Annotated in this window: 1 protein-coding gene (running past one end of the window); it reads right to left on the bottom strand. The window is 37.5% G+C overall.

Features of this window, described 5'->3' with window-relative positions; all coding sequences use genetic code 11:
* Positions 1-21851, bottom strand: the 5' portion of a protein-coding gene (locus tag ACHRV3_RS17745) for a non-ribosomal peptide synthase/polyketide synthase (protein WP_395436034.1). 7024 nt of this gene lie to the left of the window's left edge; 21851 of the gene's 28875 nt are visible here — the first part of the coding sequence; its start codon is at positions 21849-21851; its stop codon lies beyond the left edge, outside the window.

Below are 21851 nucleotides of genomic sequence, written 5' to 3'. Positions count from 1 at the left end.
TTCTCTTGGGTTAGTTCCTCCTGGTTTAAATAACCTCGGGATACTCCTGAACCGCCAATACATAACTCCCCAACTACGCCTACCGGTACTAAACTCAGCTGCGAATCTAAAATGTAAATTTGAGTATTACCTATAGGTCTTCCTATGTTTATTTCTCTATCGTTACAAGTACCTTTATCATAAAAAGAGATGGTAGAAGTTACGGTCGTTTCTGTCGGGCCATATTTATTATAAAATGAATATCCTTCATTCCAGGCTTCCATTAAATCTTTATTACAAATCTCCCCTCCAACAACTATTCTTCTCAAGGATTTTAAATCGGTCCTCACAGGTAAAGTACTTAACATACTTGGAGTAGTATGAAAATGCGTTATCTTTTGAACATCAATAAAATTCAGTAAATTTTCAGTATCAAGAATCGTTTCTTTATTTACAAGGATCAATTTACTACCACTACATAAGGTTATAAAAATTTGTTCAACAGAAGCATCAAACGCAAAGTTTGAAAACTGCAAAACAACATCACTTGAATCAATAGCAAATGTGTTAACCTGAGAAGTAACCAGATTTATACTATTTGTATGTTCAATCATTACCCCTTTAGGTCTTCCTGTACTTCCTGAAGTGTAAATTACATAAGCCAAATGATTCGGCGCTACTAGACCACTATAATCTTCTGTAGAATATCCTGAGATCACATCCCAATCCTTGTCTAACAGTACCACCTTAAGATGGGTATGTTCTGCTAATACTTTATGGCTTGCGATACTGCTTAACACCAAATTCATACCCGCATCTTGCAACATATAAGTAATACGATCTGATGGATAATCAGGATCTATTGGAACATAAGCCCCACCAGATTTCAAAATTCCCAAGATACCTACAAGCATTTCCAGTCTGCGCTCTACACAGATCCCCACAAGGGTATCAGCTTGAACTCCTTGTTCTCTTAAATAGGATCCTAATTGATTCGACTTCTCATTTAATTCCTTATAAGTTAATTCTGCTCCCTCATAAACCACAGCAATGGCATCCGGAGTCTTTTTAACCTGCTCTTCAAATAAATCAACTAATGACTTATCCTTTGGATACGCAAGAGCTGTGTCATTGAAAACAGTTAACAATTGGTGCTTTTCATCTGCAGTCAACATCGTCAGACTACCGATTGGCTGATTGATATCATTCACAATATCTGCCAACAGCTCCTGATAATGCAACAACATACGGTCAATTGTACCTTTATCAAATAAATCCATACAGTATCCCATATTCAAGGCGATACCATTACTATTTTCAGATACATTAAAGGTCAAATCAAATTTTGAACCGAAAGTCTCAAATTCATAGTTTGAAATCTCAATATCCTCTAATACTGTTTCTGTAGCTTCTTCGGGTGTGTTCTGTAATACGAACATTACCTGAAACAAAGGTGTCATGCTTCTGTCACGGGTAGTAACCACTCGGTCTACTACCTTTTCAAATGGAACTAACTGATGGTCATAACTCTCCAAAGTCGTTTCCTTCACTCTTCCTAAGAGCTCACTGAAACTTGGATTGCTTCCCAGATCAGTGCGAAGCGCCAGGGTATTGACAAAAAAGCCAATCATGCCCTCTAATTCCGATTGGGTACGGTTTGCTATTGGCGTTCCTACACAAATATCGTCTTGACCGCTATAACGCGCCAGTAACACTTTAAAAGCTGACAACATTACCATAAACAAGGTAACGCCTTCTTTTTGGCATAATGCTTTTAAAGACTCACTGATTTCTTTATCCAAAACTAAGAAAACATCCGATCCTGCTGTACTTTGAATTGAAGGACGTGCATAATCTGTTGGCAATGATAAAGTAGCCACTCCCTGAAGCTTCGTTTCCCAATACAATAATTGGGATTCTAATACGTCGCCTTCGAGATACTTTCTTTGCCAGATCGCATAATCTGAATATTGTAAAGCAAGTTCCGGTAAAACAGCTGACCTTCCTGACTGAAAAGCGCTGTAAAACTCCATAAACTCATTCACCAAAATACCACTTGACCAACCATCGCTGGCAATGTGATGAAACACACAAGCCAATACATACTGTTGGTTTCCTAAATCATAGAGACCACTTTTTAACTTATAATCCTTTGCTAAATCAAAAGGACTTGCTAAATAATGTTGCAGATTACTTTCCAATAATCCTTGCTCTGTTACTTTTATCTGATCCAGTTTCCAATCTTCTGCATCTATTACTTGCTGGTATCCTACACCCTCCTCTGATAAAAGTATCGTACGCAATACCTCATGACGTGATACTATATTTTGTAATGTTTTTTCTAAAATTGATACATCTACTGCTCCTTCTAAACGCAACACTATTGGGATATGATACGCAATACTTCCTTCTAACTGATCCAAAAACCACAAACGTTCCTGACTGAAAGACATTGGAATGCGCTCCGGACGCTCCTCCACAACAATAGCCGGCAGTAATATTCCTGCCGATTGTCCCGATACATGAGTTCCTAAAGTTGCTATAGTAGTATATTCGAATACTTCCCTGATAGATAATTCAATAGACAGCTCTTTACGAATCATCGATACCAATCGGGTAGCCAATAAACTATGACCTCCCAACTCAAAGAAGTTATCATAAACTCCGACTTTTTCTATACCTAATAAGTTCTTCCAGATGGCTGCTAATTGTTCCTCAATCTCTGTACGAGGCGCAACATATTCTTTTGTAGACAAATCCGAATTATCCGGATCCGGTAATGCTTTTTTGTCCAGTTTACCGTTTGAAGTTAAAGGCATTTGATCCAATTCAACCCAGATCATCGGAACCATATATTCCGGTAAGCTTAATTTCAATTGATTCTGTAAATCAGTCTTATCGAGTTTGTTCTCTGAAACTACATAACCCACCAGGCGTTTGGTACCTACTGCATCTTCTTTAGCCAATACACAACATTGAATAACCGATGCTAACGATGACAATGTATTCTCGATCTCACCTAACTCGATGCGATAGCCTCGAATCTTAACTTGATTGTCCTTTCTGCCAATATATTCAATATTTCCATCCGGTAGCCAGCGTGCTAAATCGCCCGTTTTATAAATTCTTTCTCCTTCTATAAATGGATTTGCTATAAACTTCTCTTGCGTTAATTCTTCTTGATTTAAATAACCAAGTGCAATTCCTGAACCTCCAACACATAATTCTCCAATAACACCGATTGGCAATAAATTCAATTTGGAATCTACGATATAGGCCTGACTATTTTTAATAGGCTTACCAATAGGAAGATTGGTATAAGTAACTTTATCAATCGCATAGGTCGTCGAAAACGTAGTATTTTCTGTAGGACCATACCCATTGACTATATTTAAATCGCTATAAAGCTCTTTTAATTTATTGGTATAATTAAACAAAACCACATCACCACCAACTGCTAAATCACTCAAATTTTCAAAAACAGTTACATCATCTTCTACTACTTGATGAAACCAAGAGGCCGTCATCCACATAGTGGTAACTTTATTTTTTACAATAAGTTCTTTTAGATTGCTGACATTTAGCAATGCATTTGTATCTGCTAATATTAATTGACCTCCATTTAGTAAGGTTCCAAAAAATTCTAAAGTAGTAGCATCAAAAGAAATAGATCCTGTTGACAACCATACCGTATCTGAATTTAATGAGATATAATCACAACTTGTACATAAACTGACAATATTACGATGTGTTACCATCACTCCTTTCGGATTACCCGTTGTTCCTGAAGTATACATAATATAAGCAACTGAAGCAGGCTCTGTTTTATGTAAAATTTCAGAAGCTTTATAATTAACCGATTTATCTATATCCAGGAAGACAATAAACTCTGAAGACAGACCTGATAATAAAGATTCTTCTCTGTAAATCAGAAAATTGACACTCGAGTCCTTCAAGATATAGGATAATCGTTCAGCCGGTAATGTAGGATCTAAAGGAACATAAGTACTTCCTGATTTCAGGATACCTAATATGCTAATGATCATATCAAAACTTCTGTTAAACAAGACTCCTATTCGGGAGTTTCTTATCACTCCAACCGATTCAAAATAATGAACCAATTGGTTGGAACGCTCATCCAGTTCTTTGTAAGTCATTACCTGATCTCCAAAAACCAATGCTGTCGCATCCGGTGTTTTAAGAACCTGATCTTTAAACAAATCACTTATCGTTTTATCTTGAGGGTAAGCTAATTCCGTATCATTAAAAATATTCAACAATTGATGTTCTTCTCCTCCGGTAAGCATAGAAAGCCCATCTATTGGTTGATTGACATCCTTCACAATACTTGTCAACAACTCCTGATAATGCAACAGCATACGATCAATTGTAGCCTTATCAAACAAAGCACTACAATATTCTATATCTAAAATAATATTATTTCTAGTTTCAGATATATTTAGCGTTAAATCAAATTTTGAGTTAAATGCATCAGACTCATATCCCGAAAGCATGATATTCTCTAAAGTCAGTTCGTCTGAACCTTCCGGTGTATTTTGTAATACAAACATCACCTGAAATAAAGGACTCATACTTCTGTCACGGGTAGTAACCACGCGATCTACAACCTTCTCAAATGGAACTAACTGATGGTCATAGCTGTCCAATGTAGTCTCTTTTATTTGCTTTAAAAGTTCCTTAAAACTTGGATTACCTCCAAGATCACTGCGAAGCGCCAGCGTATTGACAAAAAAGCCAATCATTCCCTCTAATTCCGATTGGGTACGGTTTGCAATTGGAGTTCCCACACAAATATCCTCCTGCCCGCTGTAACGAGATAACAATACTTTAAATGCCGATAACAGCAACATAAACAAGGTAACACCCTCTCTCTGACATAACGTATTTAATGACTCACTACATTCTTTATTTAAGACAGCCGAAACATTTGATCCCGCTGTGCTTTGTATCGAAGGACGCGGATAATCTGTTGGTAAGGTTAAGGTAACTACATCTTGCAGTTTTTCTTCCCAATAGGATAACTGGGATTCTAAGACAGCTCCTTCGAGATACTTTCTTTGCCAGATCGCATAATCTGAATATTGTAAAGTTAATTCCGGTAAAACAGCTGTTCTGCCATATTTCAGCGCACTGTAAAGCTCCATGAACTCATTGACCAAAATACCTTCCGACCAACCATCACTGGCAATGTGATGAAACACACAAGCCAATACATACTGTTGGTTTCCTAAATCATACAAACAGCTTTTTAATTTATAATCTTTTGCTAAATCAAAAGGACTTACTAAATAATGCTGCAGATTACTTTCCAATAATCCTTCGTCTGCTATTTTTACCTGGTCCAAAGTCCAGTTTTCTGTACTTATAACTTCCTGATACCCTACACCATCTTCTGATAATAATATCGTACGAAGTACCTCATGACGGGAAACTATAGTTTGTAATGTTTGTTCTAAGATGGATATATCCAGTGCTCCTTCCAGACGAAGTACAGTAGGCATATGATATTCTGTACTGCCTTGCAATTGATCCAAAAACCACAAACGTTCCTGACTGAAAGACAATGGAATTCGCTCCGGACGTTCTTCAACAACAATAGCAGGCAACAATACTCCCTCTGACTGAACCGATACATGAGCCCCTAAAGCTGCTATAGTAGTGTATTCAAATACTTCTCTGATTGATACTTCGATAGACAATTCTTTACGAATCATCGACACTAATCGGGTAGCCAATAAACTATGCCCTCCCACCTCAAAGAAGTTATCATAAATACCTATTTTTTCTATACCCAATAAGATCTGCCAGATTACTGCTAATTGCTCCTCCGTTTCTGTACGCGGCGCAACATAGGCCTGACTGGACAAATCGGAATTATCCGGATCCGGTAAGGCTTTCCTGTCCAGTTTGCCATTAGGAGTCAGCGGCATCTGATCCAGTTCAACCCAGATCATCGGAACCATATACTCGGGTAAACTTGATTTTAATTGTTCTTGTAAATCAGCTTTATTGAGTTTTCCTTCTACCACTACATAACCAACCAAACGTTTGATACCACTAACATCTTCCTTGGCCAAAACACAACATTGGGTAACCGATTCTAATAATGATAATACATTCTCAATCTCACCCAGCTCGATACGATACCCACGGATCTTAACCTGGTCGTCTTTTCTACCGATAAGTTCAAGGTTACCATCAGGCAACCAACGTGCCAAATCGCCCGTTTTATATATTCTTTCTCCTTCTATGAAAGGATTTATGATAAATTTCTCTCTATTTAACTCTTCTTTATTCAGATAGCCAAGGGCAACGCCTGTTCCTCCGATACATAACTCTCCAATTATACCAACAGGTAAAAGTACATTCGATTGATTTAATACGTAAAACTTATTATTCCACAAAGGTTTACCAATTGGTACATGAACTAAACCATCCAGATTATTAATGGTATCAACTTCAAAATAAGAACTGTCAATGGTAGTTTCTGTAGTACCATAACTATTAATGATTCTCATGGAATGTCCAAATCTAACATACACTCTTTTGAAATCATTCATGCTGCAGATATCAGAACCTAAAATCAAAAGCTTCATCCAGCTATAATCTAAATTCTGATCATGGATATAATCCATTAATGGAATTACTAATCCCGGAGTACCCTCCAATATAGTAACACCGGTTTCTGAAATCAAGCTATACAATCGAGCCGGATCAAGTCGAATATCTGAAGAGCAAAGTATCATTTTACCTCCAAATAACAAACTTCTGCATAAATCTCCTGAAAATACATCAAAAGAAAAACTGGCCATTTGTAATAAACAAGTTGTATGATCGAGTTTATACGATGCTTCCCAGCTTAAGGCTATGTTTAATAAACTGGTGTGACTAATGGCAACTCCTTTGGGTCTACCTGTAGAGCCTGAGGTGTAAATACAATATACCTTTTGTTCTGAATCTAAAGTTATATTTAAAGCTGTGATCGGTTGCTGATGTATATGCTCTTTACATAAATCTATTGCAACTCCTGTAATCTCAACTTTATCAGCAATTAGAAATTCATACTCCTTTTGGGTAACAAAAAAGGATATGCCACTGTCATCTATAATATAATCAATACGGTCTTGCGGATATTCAGGATCGATTGGCACATAAGCGCCTCCTGATTTTATAACCCCTAAAACACTTATCAGCATCTCCAAACTACGATCCAAACAAATGCCGACTAAATCCCCGGCTTGGACACCTTGTTTTAGCAAATAATGACCTAATTGATTCGACTTCTCATTTAATTCTCTATAAGTCAATTCTTCTCCCTCATAAACCACCGCAATGGCATCAGGAGTATTTTTAACCTGTTCTTCAAATAAAGCAACTATCGTTTTGTCCTTTGGATAGTCTACTGCCGTATTATTAAAAACATCTAATAACTGGTACTCTTCCTCTGTAGTCAACATTGACAGAGTACCTATTGGTTCATTGATATCATTCACAATACCTGCCAATAGCTCCTGATAATGCCACAACATACGATCAATCGTAGCTTTATCGAATAAAGCGGTACAATAATTCATATTCAAAACAATACCATTATTGCTTTCGGATACATTTAATGTTAAATCAAATTGAGCCGTAACAATGTCAAACGCGTAACCTGAAAGGGTAATATCTTGCAACCCTTTTTCTGAATCTCCTGAACTTGCCTGTGCGTTTTCTAATTCAAACATCACCTGAAATAGAGGACTCATACTTCTATCACGGGTAGTAACCACTCGATCCACTATCTTCTCAAATGGAACCAACTGATGATCGTAACTACCTAAAGTTGTCTCTTTTACTCTTCCTAAGAATTCCCTGAAACTTGGATTGCCTCCAAGATCCGTGCGAAGTGCTAGCGTATTGACAAAAAAGCCAATCATACCTTCTAATTCTGACTGGGTACGGTTTGCTATTGGTGTTCCTACACAAATATCGTCCTGACTACTATAGCGAGACAACACTACTTTAAATGCCGATAACATCAACATAAACAAGGTAACACCTTCTCTTTGACATAAAACATTTAACGATTCGCTAATTTCTTTATTTAAGACCAAAGAAACATTCGATCCTGCTGTACTTTGCACAGCTGGACGAGCATAATCTGTTGGTAAAGATAAAGTAGCCACTCCCTGAAGTTTCGTTTCCCAATACGCTAATTGGGATTCTAAAACAGCTCCTTCGAGATACTTTCTTTGCCAGATCGCATAATCTGAATATTGCAGAGTAAGTTCCGGTAAAACCGTTGCTCTTCCTGACTGCAAGGCACTGTAAAGCTCCGTAAACTCACGCACCAAAATACCTTCTGACCAACCGTCACTGGCAATGTGATGAAACACACAAGCCAATACATACTGTTGGTTTCCTAAATCATACAGACAACTTCTTAACTTATAATCCTTTGCTAAATCAAAAGGACTTACTAAATAATGCTGCAGATTACTTTCCAATAATCCTTGCTCTGTTATTTTTACCTGATCTAATATCCAGTTTTCTGCGCCTATTATTTCTTGATAACCTACTCCATCCTCTGATAAAAGAACTGTGCGAAGTACCTCATGACGAGAAACTATACTTTGTAATGTTTGTTCTAAAATTGAGACGTCCAGTGCTCCTTCCAGACGCAGTACAATAGGAATATGATATTCTATACTGCCCTGCAGCTGATCCATAAACCACAAACGTTCCTGACTGAAAGACATTGGAATACGTTCCGGACGTTCTTCAACAACAATAGCCGGCAGCAATATTCCTGCCGATTGCCCCGATACATGAGTACTTAAAGTTGCTATAGTCGTGTGTTCAAAGACTTCTCTGATAGATACTTCAATAGACAGCTCTTTACGAATCATCGATACCAATCGGGTAGCCAATAAACTATGACCTCCTAATTCGAAGAAGTTATCATAAACTCCGACTTTTTCTATACCTAACAAATTCTGCCAAATAACGGCTAATTGCTCCTCAATCTCTGTTCGCGGAGCAACATATTCCTGTGTAGATAATTCTGAACTATCCGGATCCGGTAATGCTTTTCTGTCCAATTTACCATTTGAAGTCAATGGCATTTGATCCAGTTCAACCCAGATCATCGGAACCATATATTCCGGTAAACTTAATTTCAATTGATCCTGTAAATCAGCCTTATCAAGTTTGTTCTCTGAAACTACATAACCAACCAGACGTTTGTTTCCTGATACATCTTCTTTGGCTAATACACAACATTGTGTAACTGATTCCAACAATGACAAAGCATTCTCGATCTCACCCAATTCGATACGGAAACCACGGATCTTAACCTGATTATCCTTTCTTCCAATATATTCTATACTACCGTCAGCAAGCCAACGTGCTAAATCGCCCGTTTTATAAATTCTTTCTCCTTCAATAAAAGGATTCGCTATAAATTTCTCTTGTGTTAATTCTTCTTTATTCCAATAACCTCGGGCTACCTGAATTCCTCCAATACATAATTCACCTGTTACACCAAGTGGTAAAAGTTCGTGTACTTCATCTAAAACATACAAGCTGGTATTGGCAACCGGTTTACCAATTAAAACGGCTGACAAGTCCCCTTCCAGAGGAACTTCCCAAGAACTAACGTCAATTGCTGCCTCGGTAGGACCGTATAAATTATCTAAACGTACATTACGGAATTTCTCTCTAAACAGACTAACATGATCCAGTTGTAAAGCTTCCCCGCTACATAAAACACGCTGTAATGAACTACAGTCTCCTAATTCAATTGAACTAAGGAAAACGCTTAACATTGAAGGAACAAAATGGATCGTAGTGATATTATTTTGCTCAATGAGTTCTTTTAAATAAACAGCGTCTTTATGGCCTTCCGGTTTCGCAAAAACCAATTTAGCACCGCAGATAACAGACCATAATAATTCCCAAACAGAAACATCAAAACTAAAGGAAGTTTTTTGAAGAATGGTGTCTTCAGCCGTTAACTGATAATGGGATTGCGTCCATAACAATCGATTTACAATACCACCATGCTCGTTCATCACCCCTTTTGGATTACCTGTACTTCCTGAAGTATAAATCACATAAGCCAGATGATTCGGTGCTACTACAACACTTAGATTTTCTGTTGAATATCCCGAAATCTTATCCCAATCTGTATCTAACAATACAACATTAATAGCGCTATATTCCTCTAACACTTTATGACTTGCTGTGCTACTTAGCACCACTTTCATACCTGCATCATCTAACATATAGGCAATTCGATCCTGTGGATAATCTGAATCGATTGGCACATAAGCCCCTCCTGATTTCAAGATTCCCAAGATTCCAATTAACATCTCCAAACTACGCTCTATGCAGATACCCACAAGCGTATCCGGCTCAACGCCTTGTGCTCTCAAATAAGATCCTAGTTGATTGGACTTCTCATTTAATTCTTTATAACTTAATTTGGCTCCCTCATAAACCACCGCAATGGCATCAGGAGTATTTTTAACCTGCTCTTCAAATAAATCGACCAACGTTTTATCTTTTGGATAAATAGCCAATGTGTTATTGAAAACATCCAATAATTGGCAGCTTTCTTCTTTTGATAAAACATTTAAGGTACTTATACTTACCCCTTCCTTGCTTAGACCTTCTAAAAGTTTCGTCAAAGCATTTTCCATATATCCCAAAATACGGGTTGCCCCTATACTTCCATCAATCTGAGCCGTTAATTCAAAACCATCTCCAAGATCATCTACATTTAAGGTAAATGGGTAATTGGTTCGTTCCTGACCACCAAGAATAGTGATGCCCGAATCAAATTCAACAGTCTCATCCTGCTCTGCTACTGCCAGAGCCGAGTGACGATAATTTAATAAAGCACTAAAAAAGGCTTTATCATTACCAATACCACTCCAATCCTGAATATGCGATAAAGGTGTTTGTTCATAGGACAATAAATCCTGCAACAGTCCTTTGACCTGATTCACGTATTCTACTACATCACCTTTCAAATCCAACAATAACGGCAACGTATTGATAAACAATCCTAAGGAATCTGCAGCTCCTAAAGAGCCTTGAAGTCTTCCAGAGAACAACGAGCCGAAAACTGCATAATCTTTATTACTACACCTGGCCACTACCAATCCGTAAGCGGCATGGAACAAGACGGCCGGGGTTATGCCGTGCAATACACATAATTTACGCAACTCTGTATTTAAATCTTTGGAAAGTACTACATGAGATTCTTCAATACTCCTGCCATTTCCTAAGACATTGGATAATTCAAAAGGATAAGTAGGCTCTTCGATCACTCCAAATAAAGACTTAAAGTAAGATGCTCCATTATTAACCAATTGCGCATGCAAAGTATGCCCTATAAAATCTCGGTACAAAACAGGAACTCCTAAACTATCTCCTTTACCCGATAAATACAGCGTAATTTCTGATATGATTTTCTCCATACCAACATGGTCAATTATTAAGTGGTGTTGGTATACAATCAAATAATAACTGCCATTCTCAGCATCATCTGCTGATTTTAACTGCAATAATGGTGCTTTTGAAACATCCATCCAATACCCTCCCGGAGCTATCAGAAGTTTTAATTGTGGTAAAACTGCTTTTGAATGATCCAATTCTAAATGTTCAATCCATAAAGGCGCTTCACGTAAAACAACTTGAACTGCAACCGGTAAACCTGAACTCAAAATACCGGTACGCAAAACATCATGACGGTTCACTACAAATTGTAATGCCTCAATAAAAGAATCTCGTTTATCCTGATCTGAAAAAGAAAGTAAATTAGGAAGGATATAAGGATCTCCTTGTTTAGGATCACCCATTAGATGATGGAAATGAATCCCTTCTTGTAATGGTGATAAAGGATAGATATCTTCTATGTTAGCAACACCTCCCATTACCGTATCACTTATCTTATCTAAATCACTTTGGCTCAAATCTACCAAAGGAACCATTGACGGAGTAATAGAACTACTATCTACAGCTATACCATTGGCCGGAACACGATATGCTAAAGATAAAGAAGATAATTTCTCACTCATCGATGCTATCGTAGGACCTGCAAAAATATCTTTAACTCCAATATGAAAATCTAACTTCTGTAAACGGGAGATTAACTGAACAGCCAATAAACTATGACCACCCAACTCAAAGAAATTATCATAAATTCCAACTTTTTCTATACCTAATAAATTCTGCCAGATGATTGCCAATTGTTCCTCAATCTCTGTACGTGGAGCAACATAGCTCTGACTGGACAAATCTGAACTGTCGGGATCCGGTAAGGCTTTCCTGTCCAATTTGCCATTGGGAGTCAAAGGCATATGATCCAGTTCAATCCAGATCATCGGAACCATATATTCCGGTAAACTTAATTTCAATTGCTCCTGTAAATCAATCTTATTCAGCTCACCTTCTACCACTACATAACCAACCAAACGTTTGGTACCTCCTGCATCTTCTTTGGCTAAAACACAACACTGACTGACAGCTTCTAATGACGATAAAGCATTTTCGATCTCACCTAACTCGATGCGATAACCGCGAATCTTTACCTGATCGTCTTTTCTTCCGATAAATTCAATATTACCATCGGCAAGCCAACGTGCTAAATCGCCAGTTTTGTAAATTCTTTCTCCTGCTACAAAAGGATTTGTTATAAACTTTTCCTTAGTTAACTGTACTTGGTTTAAATATCCTCTAGCAACTCCTGAACCTCCGATACATAATTCTCCAACTACTCCAATGGGTAAAGACTGATGCCTTTCATCCATAATATATACCTTGGTATTGTCTACAGGTTTACCAATAGGAATTTTAATTGGTCTATCCTTTTTTACTTTATAACTAGTCGCAACTACAGTAATCTCTGTTGGTCCATAATTATTATAAATAGTAATATCAGTCGATTTATTTAAATGCAGCACATCTCCTCCTGTTAAAACAACAAGGTTTGGCAACGAAATCTCTTCTTCTATAAAACTTTCACACAGGGAAGTTGGTATATAACTATGTGTAATCGAATGATCAATCAGAAACATTGAAAGTTGATCCAAATCATAGCGCATTTTATCCGGGATAGGATACAAGCTCGCTCCAAAAACTAAATAAGGACATATTTCCCAAATACTGGCATCAAAACCAATTCCGGAAAATAAAGTACCCCTGCTTTGAGCTGTAACAGCATACGCTCTTTGGTGCCAAAAACATAAATGAATTAAATTTCTATGTTCAATCATGACTCCTTTAGGTTGCCCTGTACTTCCCGAAGTGTAAATAACATAGGCCAAGTCATTTGACTTTATAGCAATCTCAGGCTGAACATCTGAATAATCAGAAATCGTTTCTTTAAATAAATTCAGAAATGAATTGTCTATAATTACACTACAACCACTATCGTTTTTTATATATTCTTTTCTTTCTTCCGGATAATTAGCATCAATAGGGACATAAGCAGCACCCGTTTTTAATATTGCCAGAAATGAAACAATTAACCAATCACTGCGTTCTAAAATAACGCCAACTAAATGCTCCGAATGGATCGTATTATGAGCTAACAGATAATTTGCCAACGCATTAGAACGCTTATCCAATCCCTTATAGCTCAACTCTTCTCCCTCATAAACCACTGCAATAGCATCAGGAGTCTTTTTAACCTGCTCCTTAAATAAATCAATCAGCGTTTTATCCTTTGGATATTCTACCGTTGTATCATTGAAAATATCCAATAACTGGTGCGACTCTTCTTCTGATAAAATAGGTAAAGCCGTTGTATTTACTTCTTCGTTTTTTAGACCTTCCAGAAGTTCCGTCAAAGCATTTTCCATATAAACCAGAATACGCTTAGCCTCTATACTTCCATCAATCTGAGCTGTTAATCCAAAATCATCTCCAAAATCGTCTACACTTAAAGTGAATGGATAATTGGTGCGTTCCTGACCTCCCAGAACCGTTATACCGAAATCAAATTCACTTGCATCTTCCTCTTCTGTTAAAGCAGGTGCCGAGTGACGGTAATTCAATAAAGCACTGAAAAAGGCTTTATCATTGCTTATACCACTCCAATCCTGAATATGGGATAAAGGAGTTTGCTCGTATGATAGTAAATCCTGTAGCAAAACTTTTACCTGATTCACATATTCTGCTACATTCCCTTTTAACTCTAAAAGTACCGGCAATGTATTGATAAACAACCCTAGAGAATCTGCTGCTCCTACAGAACCCTGAAGTCTTCCCGAAAACAAGGATCCAAAGACAGCATAGTCCTTATTACTACACTTGGCTACTACCAATCCATAAGCGGCATGGAACAAGACTGCCGGGCTTATCGCATGCAACACACTCAATTTACGCAACTCTGTACTTAAATCTTTTGAGAGTACTACATGAGACTCTTCAATGCCCTTACCACCTCCTAAAACATTAGATAATTCAAAAGGATAGGTAGGTTCTTCGATCGCTCCAAATAAAGTCTTAAAGTAAGATGCTCCATTATTAACCGCTTGCGCATTCAAAGTATGACCTATAAAATCGCGATACAAAGCAGGAACTCCTAAACTGGCACCTTTTCCGGATAAATACGATATCACCTCTGATATAATTTTCTCCATACTAACATGGTCCATTATTAAGTGATGTTCGTATATAATCAAATAATAACAGCCATTCTCAACATCTACTGCCGATTTCAAATGCAATAATGGTGCTTTTGAAATATCCATCCAACAACCTCCCGGAGCTATCATAATCTCTAATTGTGGTAAAACTGCTTCAGAGCGATCCAATTCTAAATCTTCAATCCATAAAGGAGCTTCGCGTAAAACAACCTGAACAGCTCTTGGTAACCCCGAACTTAAAACACAGGTACGTAAAACATCATGACGGTTCACTACAAATTGTAGCGCCTCAATGAAAGAATCCCGTTTGCTTTGATCTGAAAAGGAAAGTAAACTTGGGAGAACATATGGATCTCCCTCTTTAGAATCACTCATCAAATGATGAAAATGAATCCCTTCCTGTAATGGCGATAAAGGATAAATATCCTCAATATTGGAAACACCTCCCATTACCGTATCAATTATCTTATCCAGATCACTCTGGCTCAAATCCACCAAAGGAACCATTGACGGAGTGATAGTCTCACTACCAACTTTAATGTTATTAGCAGGAACACGATATGCTAAAGAGAAAGAAGACAACTTCTCACTCATTAAAGCTATCGTTGGTCCCGAAAAAACATCTTTTACTCCAATATGAAAATCTAACTTCTGTAAACGAGATATTAACTGAACAGCCAATAAACTATGGCCTCCCAATTCAAAGAAATTATCATAAATACCTATTTTTTCGATACCCAATAAGTTCTGCCAGATTACTGCTAATTGCTCCTCCGTTTCTGTACGTGGCGCAACATAGGCCTGACTGGACAAATCAGAATTATCCGGATCCGGTAAGGCTTTCCTGTCCAGTTTGCCATTAGGAGTCAGCGGCATGTGATCCAGCTCAACCCAGATCATCGGAACCATATACTCGGGTAAACTTGATTTTAATTGTTCTTGTAAATCAGCTTTATTGAGTTTTCCTTCTACCACTACATAACCAACCAAACGTTTGATACCACTAACATCTTCCTTGGCCAAAACACAACATTGGGTAACCGATTCTAATAATGATAATACATTCTCAATCTCACCAAGCTCAATACGATACCCACGAATCTTAACCTGGTCGTCTTTTCTACCGATAAGTTCAAGGTTACCATCAGGCAACCAACGTGCCAAATCACCCGTTTTATATATTCTTTCTCCTTCTATGAAAGGATTTATGATAAATTTCTCTCTATTTAACTCTTCTTGGTTCAGATAGCCAAGAGCAACGCCTGTTCCTCCGATACATAACTCTCCAATTATACCAACAGGTAAAAGTGTATTCGATTGATTTAATACGTAAAACTTATTATTCCACAAAGGTTTACCAATTGGTACATGAACTAAACCATCCAGATTATTAATGGTATCAACTTCAAAATAAGAACTGTCAATGGTAGTTTCTGTAGTACCATAACTATTAATGATTCTCATGGAATGTCCAAATCTAACATACACTCTTTTGAAATCATTCATGCTGCAGATATCAGAACCTAAAATCAAAAGCTTCATCCAGCTATAATCTAAATTCTGATCATGGATATAATCCATTAATGGAATTACTAATCCCGGAGTACCCTCCAATATATTAACACCGGTTTCTGAAATCAAGCTATACAATCGAGCCGGATCAAGTCGAATATCTGAAGAGCAAAGTATCATTTTACCTCCAAATAACAAACTTCTGCATAAATCTCCTGAAAATACATCAAAAGAAAAACTGGCCATTTGTAATAAACAAGTTGTATGATCGAGTTTATACGATGCTTCCCAGCTTAAGGCTATGTTTAATAAACTGGTGTGGCTAATGGCAACTCCTTTGGGTCTACCTGTAGAACCTGAGGTGTAAATACAATATACCTTTTGTTCTGAATCTAAAGTTATATTTAAAGCTGTAATCGGTTGCTGATGTATATGCTCTTTACATAAATCTATTGCAACTCCTGTAATCTCAACTTTATCAGCAATTAGAAATTCATACTCCTTTTGGGTAACAAAAAAGGATATGCCACTGTCCTCTATAATATAATCAATACGGTCTTGCGGATATTCAGGATCGATTGGCACATAAGCCCCTCCTGATTTTAAAATACCCAAGATAGCCACAAACATATCCAAACTACGATCTACACAGATCCCTACAAGACTGTCTGCCACCACACCCTGGTCACGAAGATAATGTCCCATCTGGTTTGAACGCTCGTCTAACTGTCTATAACTTAACTCTTCTGAGCCAAAAAGTACAGCTATAGCATCAGGAGACTTTTGCACCTGCTTTTCAAACAAATCAAGTATTGTTTTATCTTTTGGATATTCAACCGTTGTGTTATTGAAAACATCTAATAATTGATGTTGTTCCTCTTGCGATAAAACATTTAAGGTAGTTACATTTAATCCTTTGTTACTTAAACCTCCTAAAAGTTCCGTCAAAGCATTTTCCATATAAACAAGGATACGCTTAGCTTCTACATTTCCATCAATCTGAAACGTTAATCCAAAATCATCTCCAAAATCATCAACACTTAATGTAAATGGATAATTGGTGCGTTCCTGACTTCCAAGAACCGTTATCCCCGAATCAAACTCATTTGCATCATCCTCTGATAGAGACTGCCCTGTATGACGGTAATTTAATAAAGCACTAAAAAAGGCTTTATCATTTCCTATCCCACTCCAATCCTGGATATGTGATAAAGGCGTTTGCTCATAGGACAATAAATCCTGTAACAAAACTTTCACCTGATTCACATATTCTACTACATTACCTTTTAATTCCAGAATCACCGGTAAGGTATTGATAAACAACCCTAAGGAATCTGCGGCTCCTAGAGAACCTTGAAGCCTTCCCGAGAACAAAGAACCAAAAATAGCATAGTCCTTATTACTACACCTAGCCACTACCAATCCGTACGCGGCATGAAACAAAACTGCCGGACTTATGGCGTGCAACACACATAATTTACGCAACTCAGTACTTAAATCATTGGAGAGCACTATATGAGATTCTTCAATCCCCTTACCATCTCCTAAAACATTCGATAATTCAAAAGGATAGGTTGGTTCTTCGATTGCGCCAAATAAAGACTTAAAATAAGATGCTCCATCATTTACCGATTGGGCATGCAAAGTATGACCTATAAAATCACGGTACAAAACAGGAACTCCTAAACTGGCACCTCTTCCCGATAAATACGATATCACCTCTGATATGATTTTCTCTAAACCAATATGGTCAATTATTAAGTGGTGTTGGTATACAATCAAATAATAACAACCATTCTCAGCATCTTCAACTGATTTCAACTGCAATAATGGTGCTTTTGTAACATCCATCCAATAACCTCCTGAAGCTATCAGAAGCTCTAATTGGGGTAAAACTGCTTCAGAACGATCCAACTCTAAGTTTTCAATCCATAAAGGTGCTTCACGTAAAACAACCTGAACGGCTTTTGGTAAACCTGAACTTAAAATACTCGTACGCAAAACATCATGACGGTTCACTACAAATTGTAAGGCCTCAATGAAAGAATCTCGTTTACTCTGATCTGTAAAAGAAAGCAAATTAGGCAAAACATAAGGGTCTCCCTGTTTAGAATCACTCATCAGATGATGAAAATGAATTCCTTCCTGTAACGGCGATAAAGGATAGATATCCTCGATGTTAGAAACACCTCCCGCTACTGTGTCTATTATAAAATCCAGATCACTTTGACTCAAATCAGCCAAAGGAACCATTGCTGGGGTAATAACATCGCTATCAACTGTTATACCATTGGCCGGAACACGATACACTAATGATAAAGAAGATAACTTCTCACTCATTAAAGCTATCGTTGGTCCTGCAAAAATATCTTTTACTCTAATATGAAAATCTAATTTCTGTAAACGAGAAATTAATTGAACAGCCAGTAAACTATGGCCACCCAATTCGAAGAAATTATCATAAACTCCGACTTTTTCTATTCCCAATAAGTTTTGCCAAATAGCTGCCAATTGTTGTTCCATCTCTGTGCGAGGCGCAACATACTCTTGGGTAGACAGATCTGAACTATCCGGATTCGGTAACGCTTTCTTGTCCAATTTACCATTAGAAGTTAAAGGCAGCTCATCCAGTCCAACCCAAATCATCGGAACCATATATTCCGGTAAACTTAACTTTAATTGATCCTGTAAAGCTGTTTTATCTAGTTTGCCTTCTGCCACTACATAAGCAACCAGACGTTTGTTACCTGATGCATCTTCTTTGGCCAACACACAACATTGGGTAACCGTTTCTAACAATGACAAAGCATTTTCGATCTCTCCCAATTCAATACGATAACCACGGATCTTTACCTGATTATCCTTTCTTCCAATATATTCGATACTACCATCAGCTAGCCAGCGTCCTAAATCTCCTGATCTATACAAGCGGTCTCCTGCTACAAAAGGATTTGTGATAAACTTCTCTTGCGTTAATTCTTCTCTGTTTAAATAACCTCTTGCAACTCCTGCTCCTCCTACACATAACTCTCCAATAACGCCTACCGGTACTAAATTTAGATTGACATCTAAAATATAACATCCTAAAGTAGGAATCGCTGAACCAATAGCACTAACCGAACTTAACATATCTGAACTTGTTAGCTCTTTATAGGTAACGTGAACCGTAGTCTCGGTAATACCATACATGTTTATCATTTTACAAGACGGATATAATGCTTTCCAATTTTGTAAATAAACAGGATTTAATGCCTCTCCTCCAAAAATCACATATCTGATCGCATGATCAAAATTCTCTGACAAGAATGCTTCCTGAAGTGCATAAAAAGATCCCGGAGTCTGGTTTAAAACCGTTACCCCTTCACTGATCAATAATTCCTTAAAGGAAATAGCGTCTTTGGTTACTGCTTTTGGAACCACTACCAAACGGCCTCCATGAAGCAAAGCTCCGTACATTTCCCATACCGAGAAATCAAAACAAAACGAATGAAACAGCGTCCAGACATCATGAGTTCCGAAATCAAATAAACAGGATTCGTTTTTAAACAAACGAACAACATTACTATGGGTAATTAAAACTCCTTTTGGATTACCTGTACTTCCTGAAGTATAAATCACATAAGCCAGATGATTCGGTGCTACAACAACACTTAAATTTTCTGTTGAATAGTTTGAAATTTTATTCCAATCTGTATCTAAGAGTACAACATTAATAGCTGCGTATTCCTCCAGTACTTTATGGCTTGCTGCACTGCTCAGTACTAAATTAATTCCGGCATCACCCACCATATAAGCAATACGATCCTCTGGATAATCCGGATCGATTGGCACATAAGCCCCTCCTGATTTTAAAATTCCCAAGATTCCAACCAACATCTCCAAACCACGCTCTACGCAGATCCCCACAAGAGTGTCTGGCTCAACGCCTTGTTCTCTTAAATAAGATCCTAATTGATTGGACTTCTCATTTAATTCTTTATAACTTAATTTGGCTCCTTCATAAACCACCGCAATGGCATCAGGAGTATTTTTAACCTGTTCTTCAAATAAAGCAACTATGGTTTTATCCTTTGGATACTCAACAGCTGTGTTATTGAAAACATTCAATAATTGATCTTCTTCCTTCGCAGTAAGCATTAAAAGACTATCTATTGACTGGTTGATATCATTCACAATACCTGCCAATAACTGTTGATAATGCAACAACATACGATCCATCGTCGCTTTATCAAATAAGGCTGTACAATAATTGATACTCAATACAATACCCTTATTTCCTTCTGATACATCCAGTGTTAAATCTGACTTCGAAGTAACGGTATCAAACTTATAACCTGAAAGAGTAATGTCTTCTAAACCTTTTCCTGTTTCTCCTGAACTTAGCTGTGTATTTTGCAACACAAACATCACCTGAAATAAAGGACTCATACTCCTGTCGCGGGTCGTAACCACACGCTCTACTATCTTCTCAAATGGAACCAGCTGATGATCATAACTGTCCAAAGTAGTCGCTTTAACTTCTGCTAAAAGTTCTTTGAAACTTGGATTGCCTCCCAAATCACTGCGAAGGGCCAACGTATTGACAAAAAAGCCAATCATTCCTTCTAACTCAGATTGGGTACGGTTTGCTATTGGCGTTCCTACACAGATATCATCTTGCCCGCTATAACGCGACAACAATACCTTAAAAACAGACAGCATCACCATAAACAAGGTAACGCCTTCTTTTTGGCATAAAATATTTAAAGACTCACTAATTTCTTTATTTAAAGTGAAAGAAACATTTGATCCCGCTGTACTCTGCACAGAAGGACGTGCATAATCTGTTGGTAATGCCAGCGTAGCCACTCCCTGAAGCTTCTCTTCCCAATACGATAATTGAGATTCCAAAACAGCTCCTTCGAGGTATTTCCTTTGCCAGATTGCATAATCTGAATATTGTAAAACAAGTTCCGGTAAAACGGCTGTTCTACCTGACTTCAGTGCATCGTAAAACTCCAGAAACTCATTCATCAAAATACCTTCCGACCAACCATCGCTGGCAATGTGATGAAACACACAAGCCAGTACGTACTTTTGATTTCCTAAATCATACAGACAGCTTCTTAATTTATAATCCTTTGCTAAATCAAAAGGAGTCATCAGATAATCTTGCAAACTGCTCGCCAACAAAGATTCATCTGTTATTTTTACCTGATCCAGTTTCCAATCCTCAGGACTAATAATTTCCTGATATCCTAAACCCTCCTCTGATAAAAGAATGGTGCGAAGTACCTCATGACGAGAAACGATACTTTGTAATGTTTGTTCTAAAATCACCCCATCTACTGCTCCTTCCAAATGAAGAACAGTAGGGATATGATATTCTGTACTACCTTGCAACTGATCTAAAAACCACAAACGTTCCTGACTGAAAGACATTGGAATACGCTCCAATCGCTCTCCTGTATAGGGAGTGACTTTCTCCAGTATTTTTTTTGCAATCTTGTTATCTTGATATTTATCTAATAATTCTTTGGTTATATTTTCACTCTGATATTTTTCCAGGTACTCAATAATCTGTTCTTTATTAGCTCTTATTTCCTGGAGTAATTCCGGACCGATTTCAGTATTTGACTTAATACTTAAAGATCCATTTTTTAATACCAACTTTATGCCTTCTTTGTTTATTCTTTGAAAAAAACTTAAAAATTCCAT

The sequence above is a fragment of the Flavobacterium sp. FlaQc-49 genome, from assembly GCF_044005985.1.
Taxonomy (GTDB): domain Bacteria; phylum Bacteroidota; class Bacteroidia; order Flavobacteriales; family Flavobacteriaceae; genus Flavobacterium; species Flavobacterium cupriresistens.
This window is presented reverse-complemented; position numbering and strand designations above follow the sequence as displayed.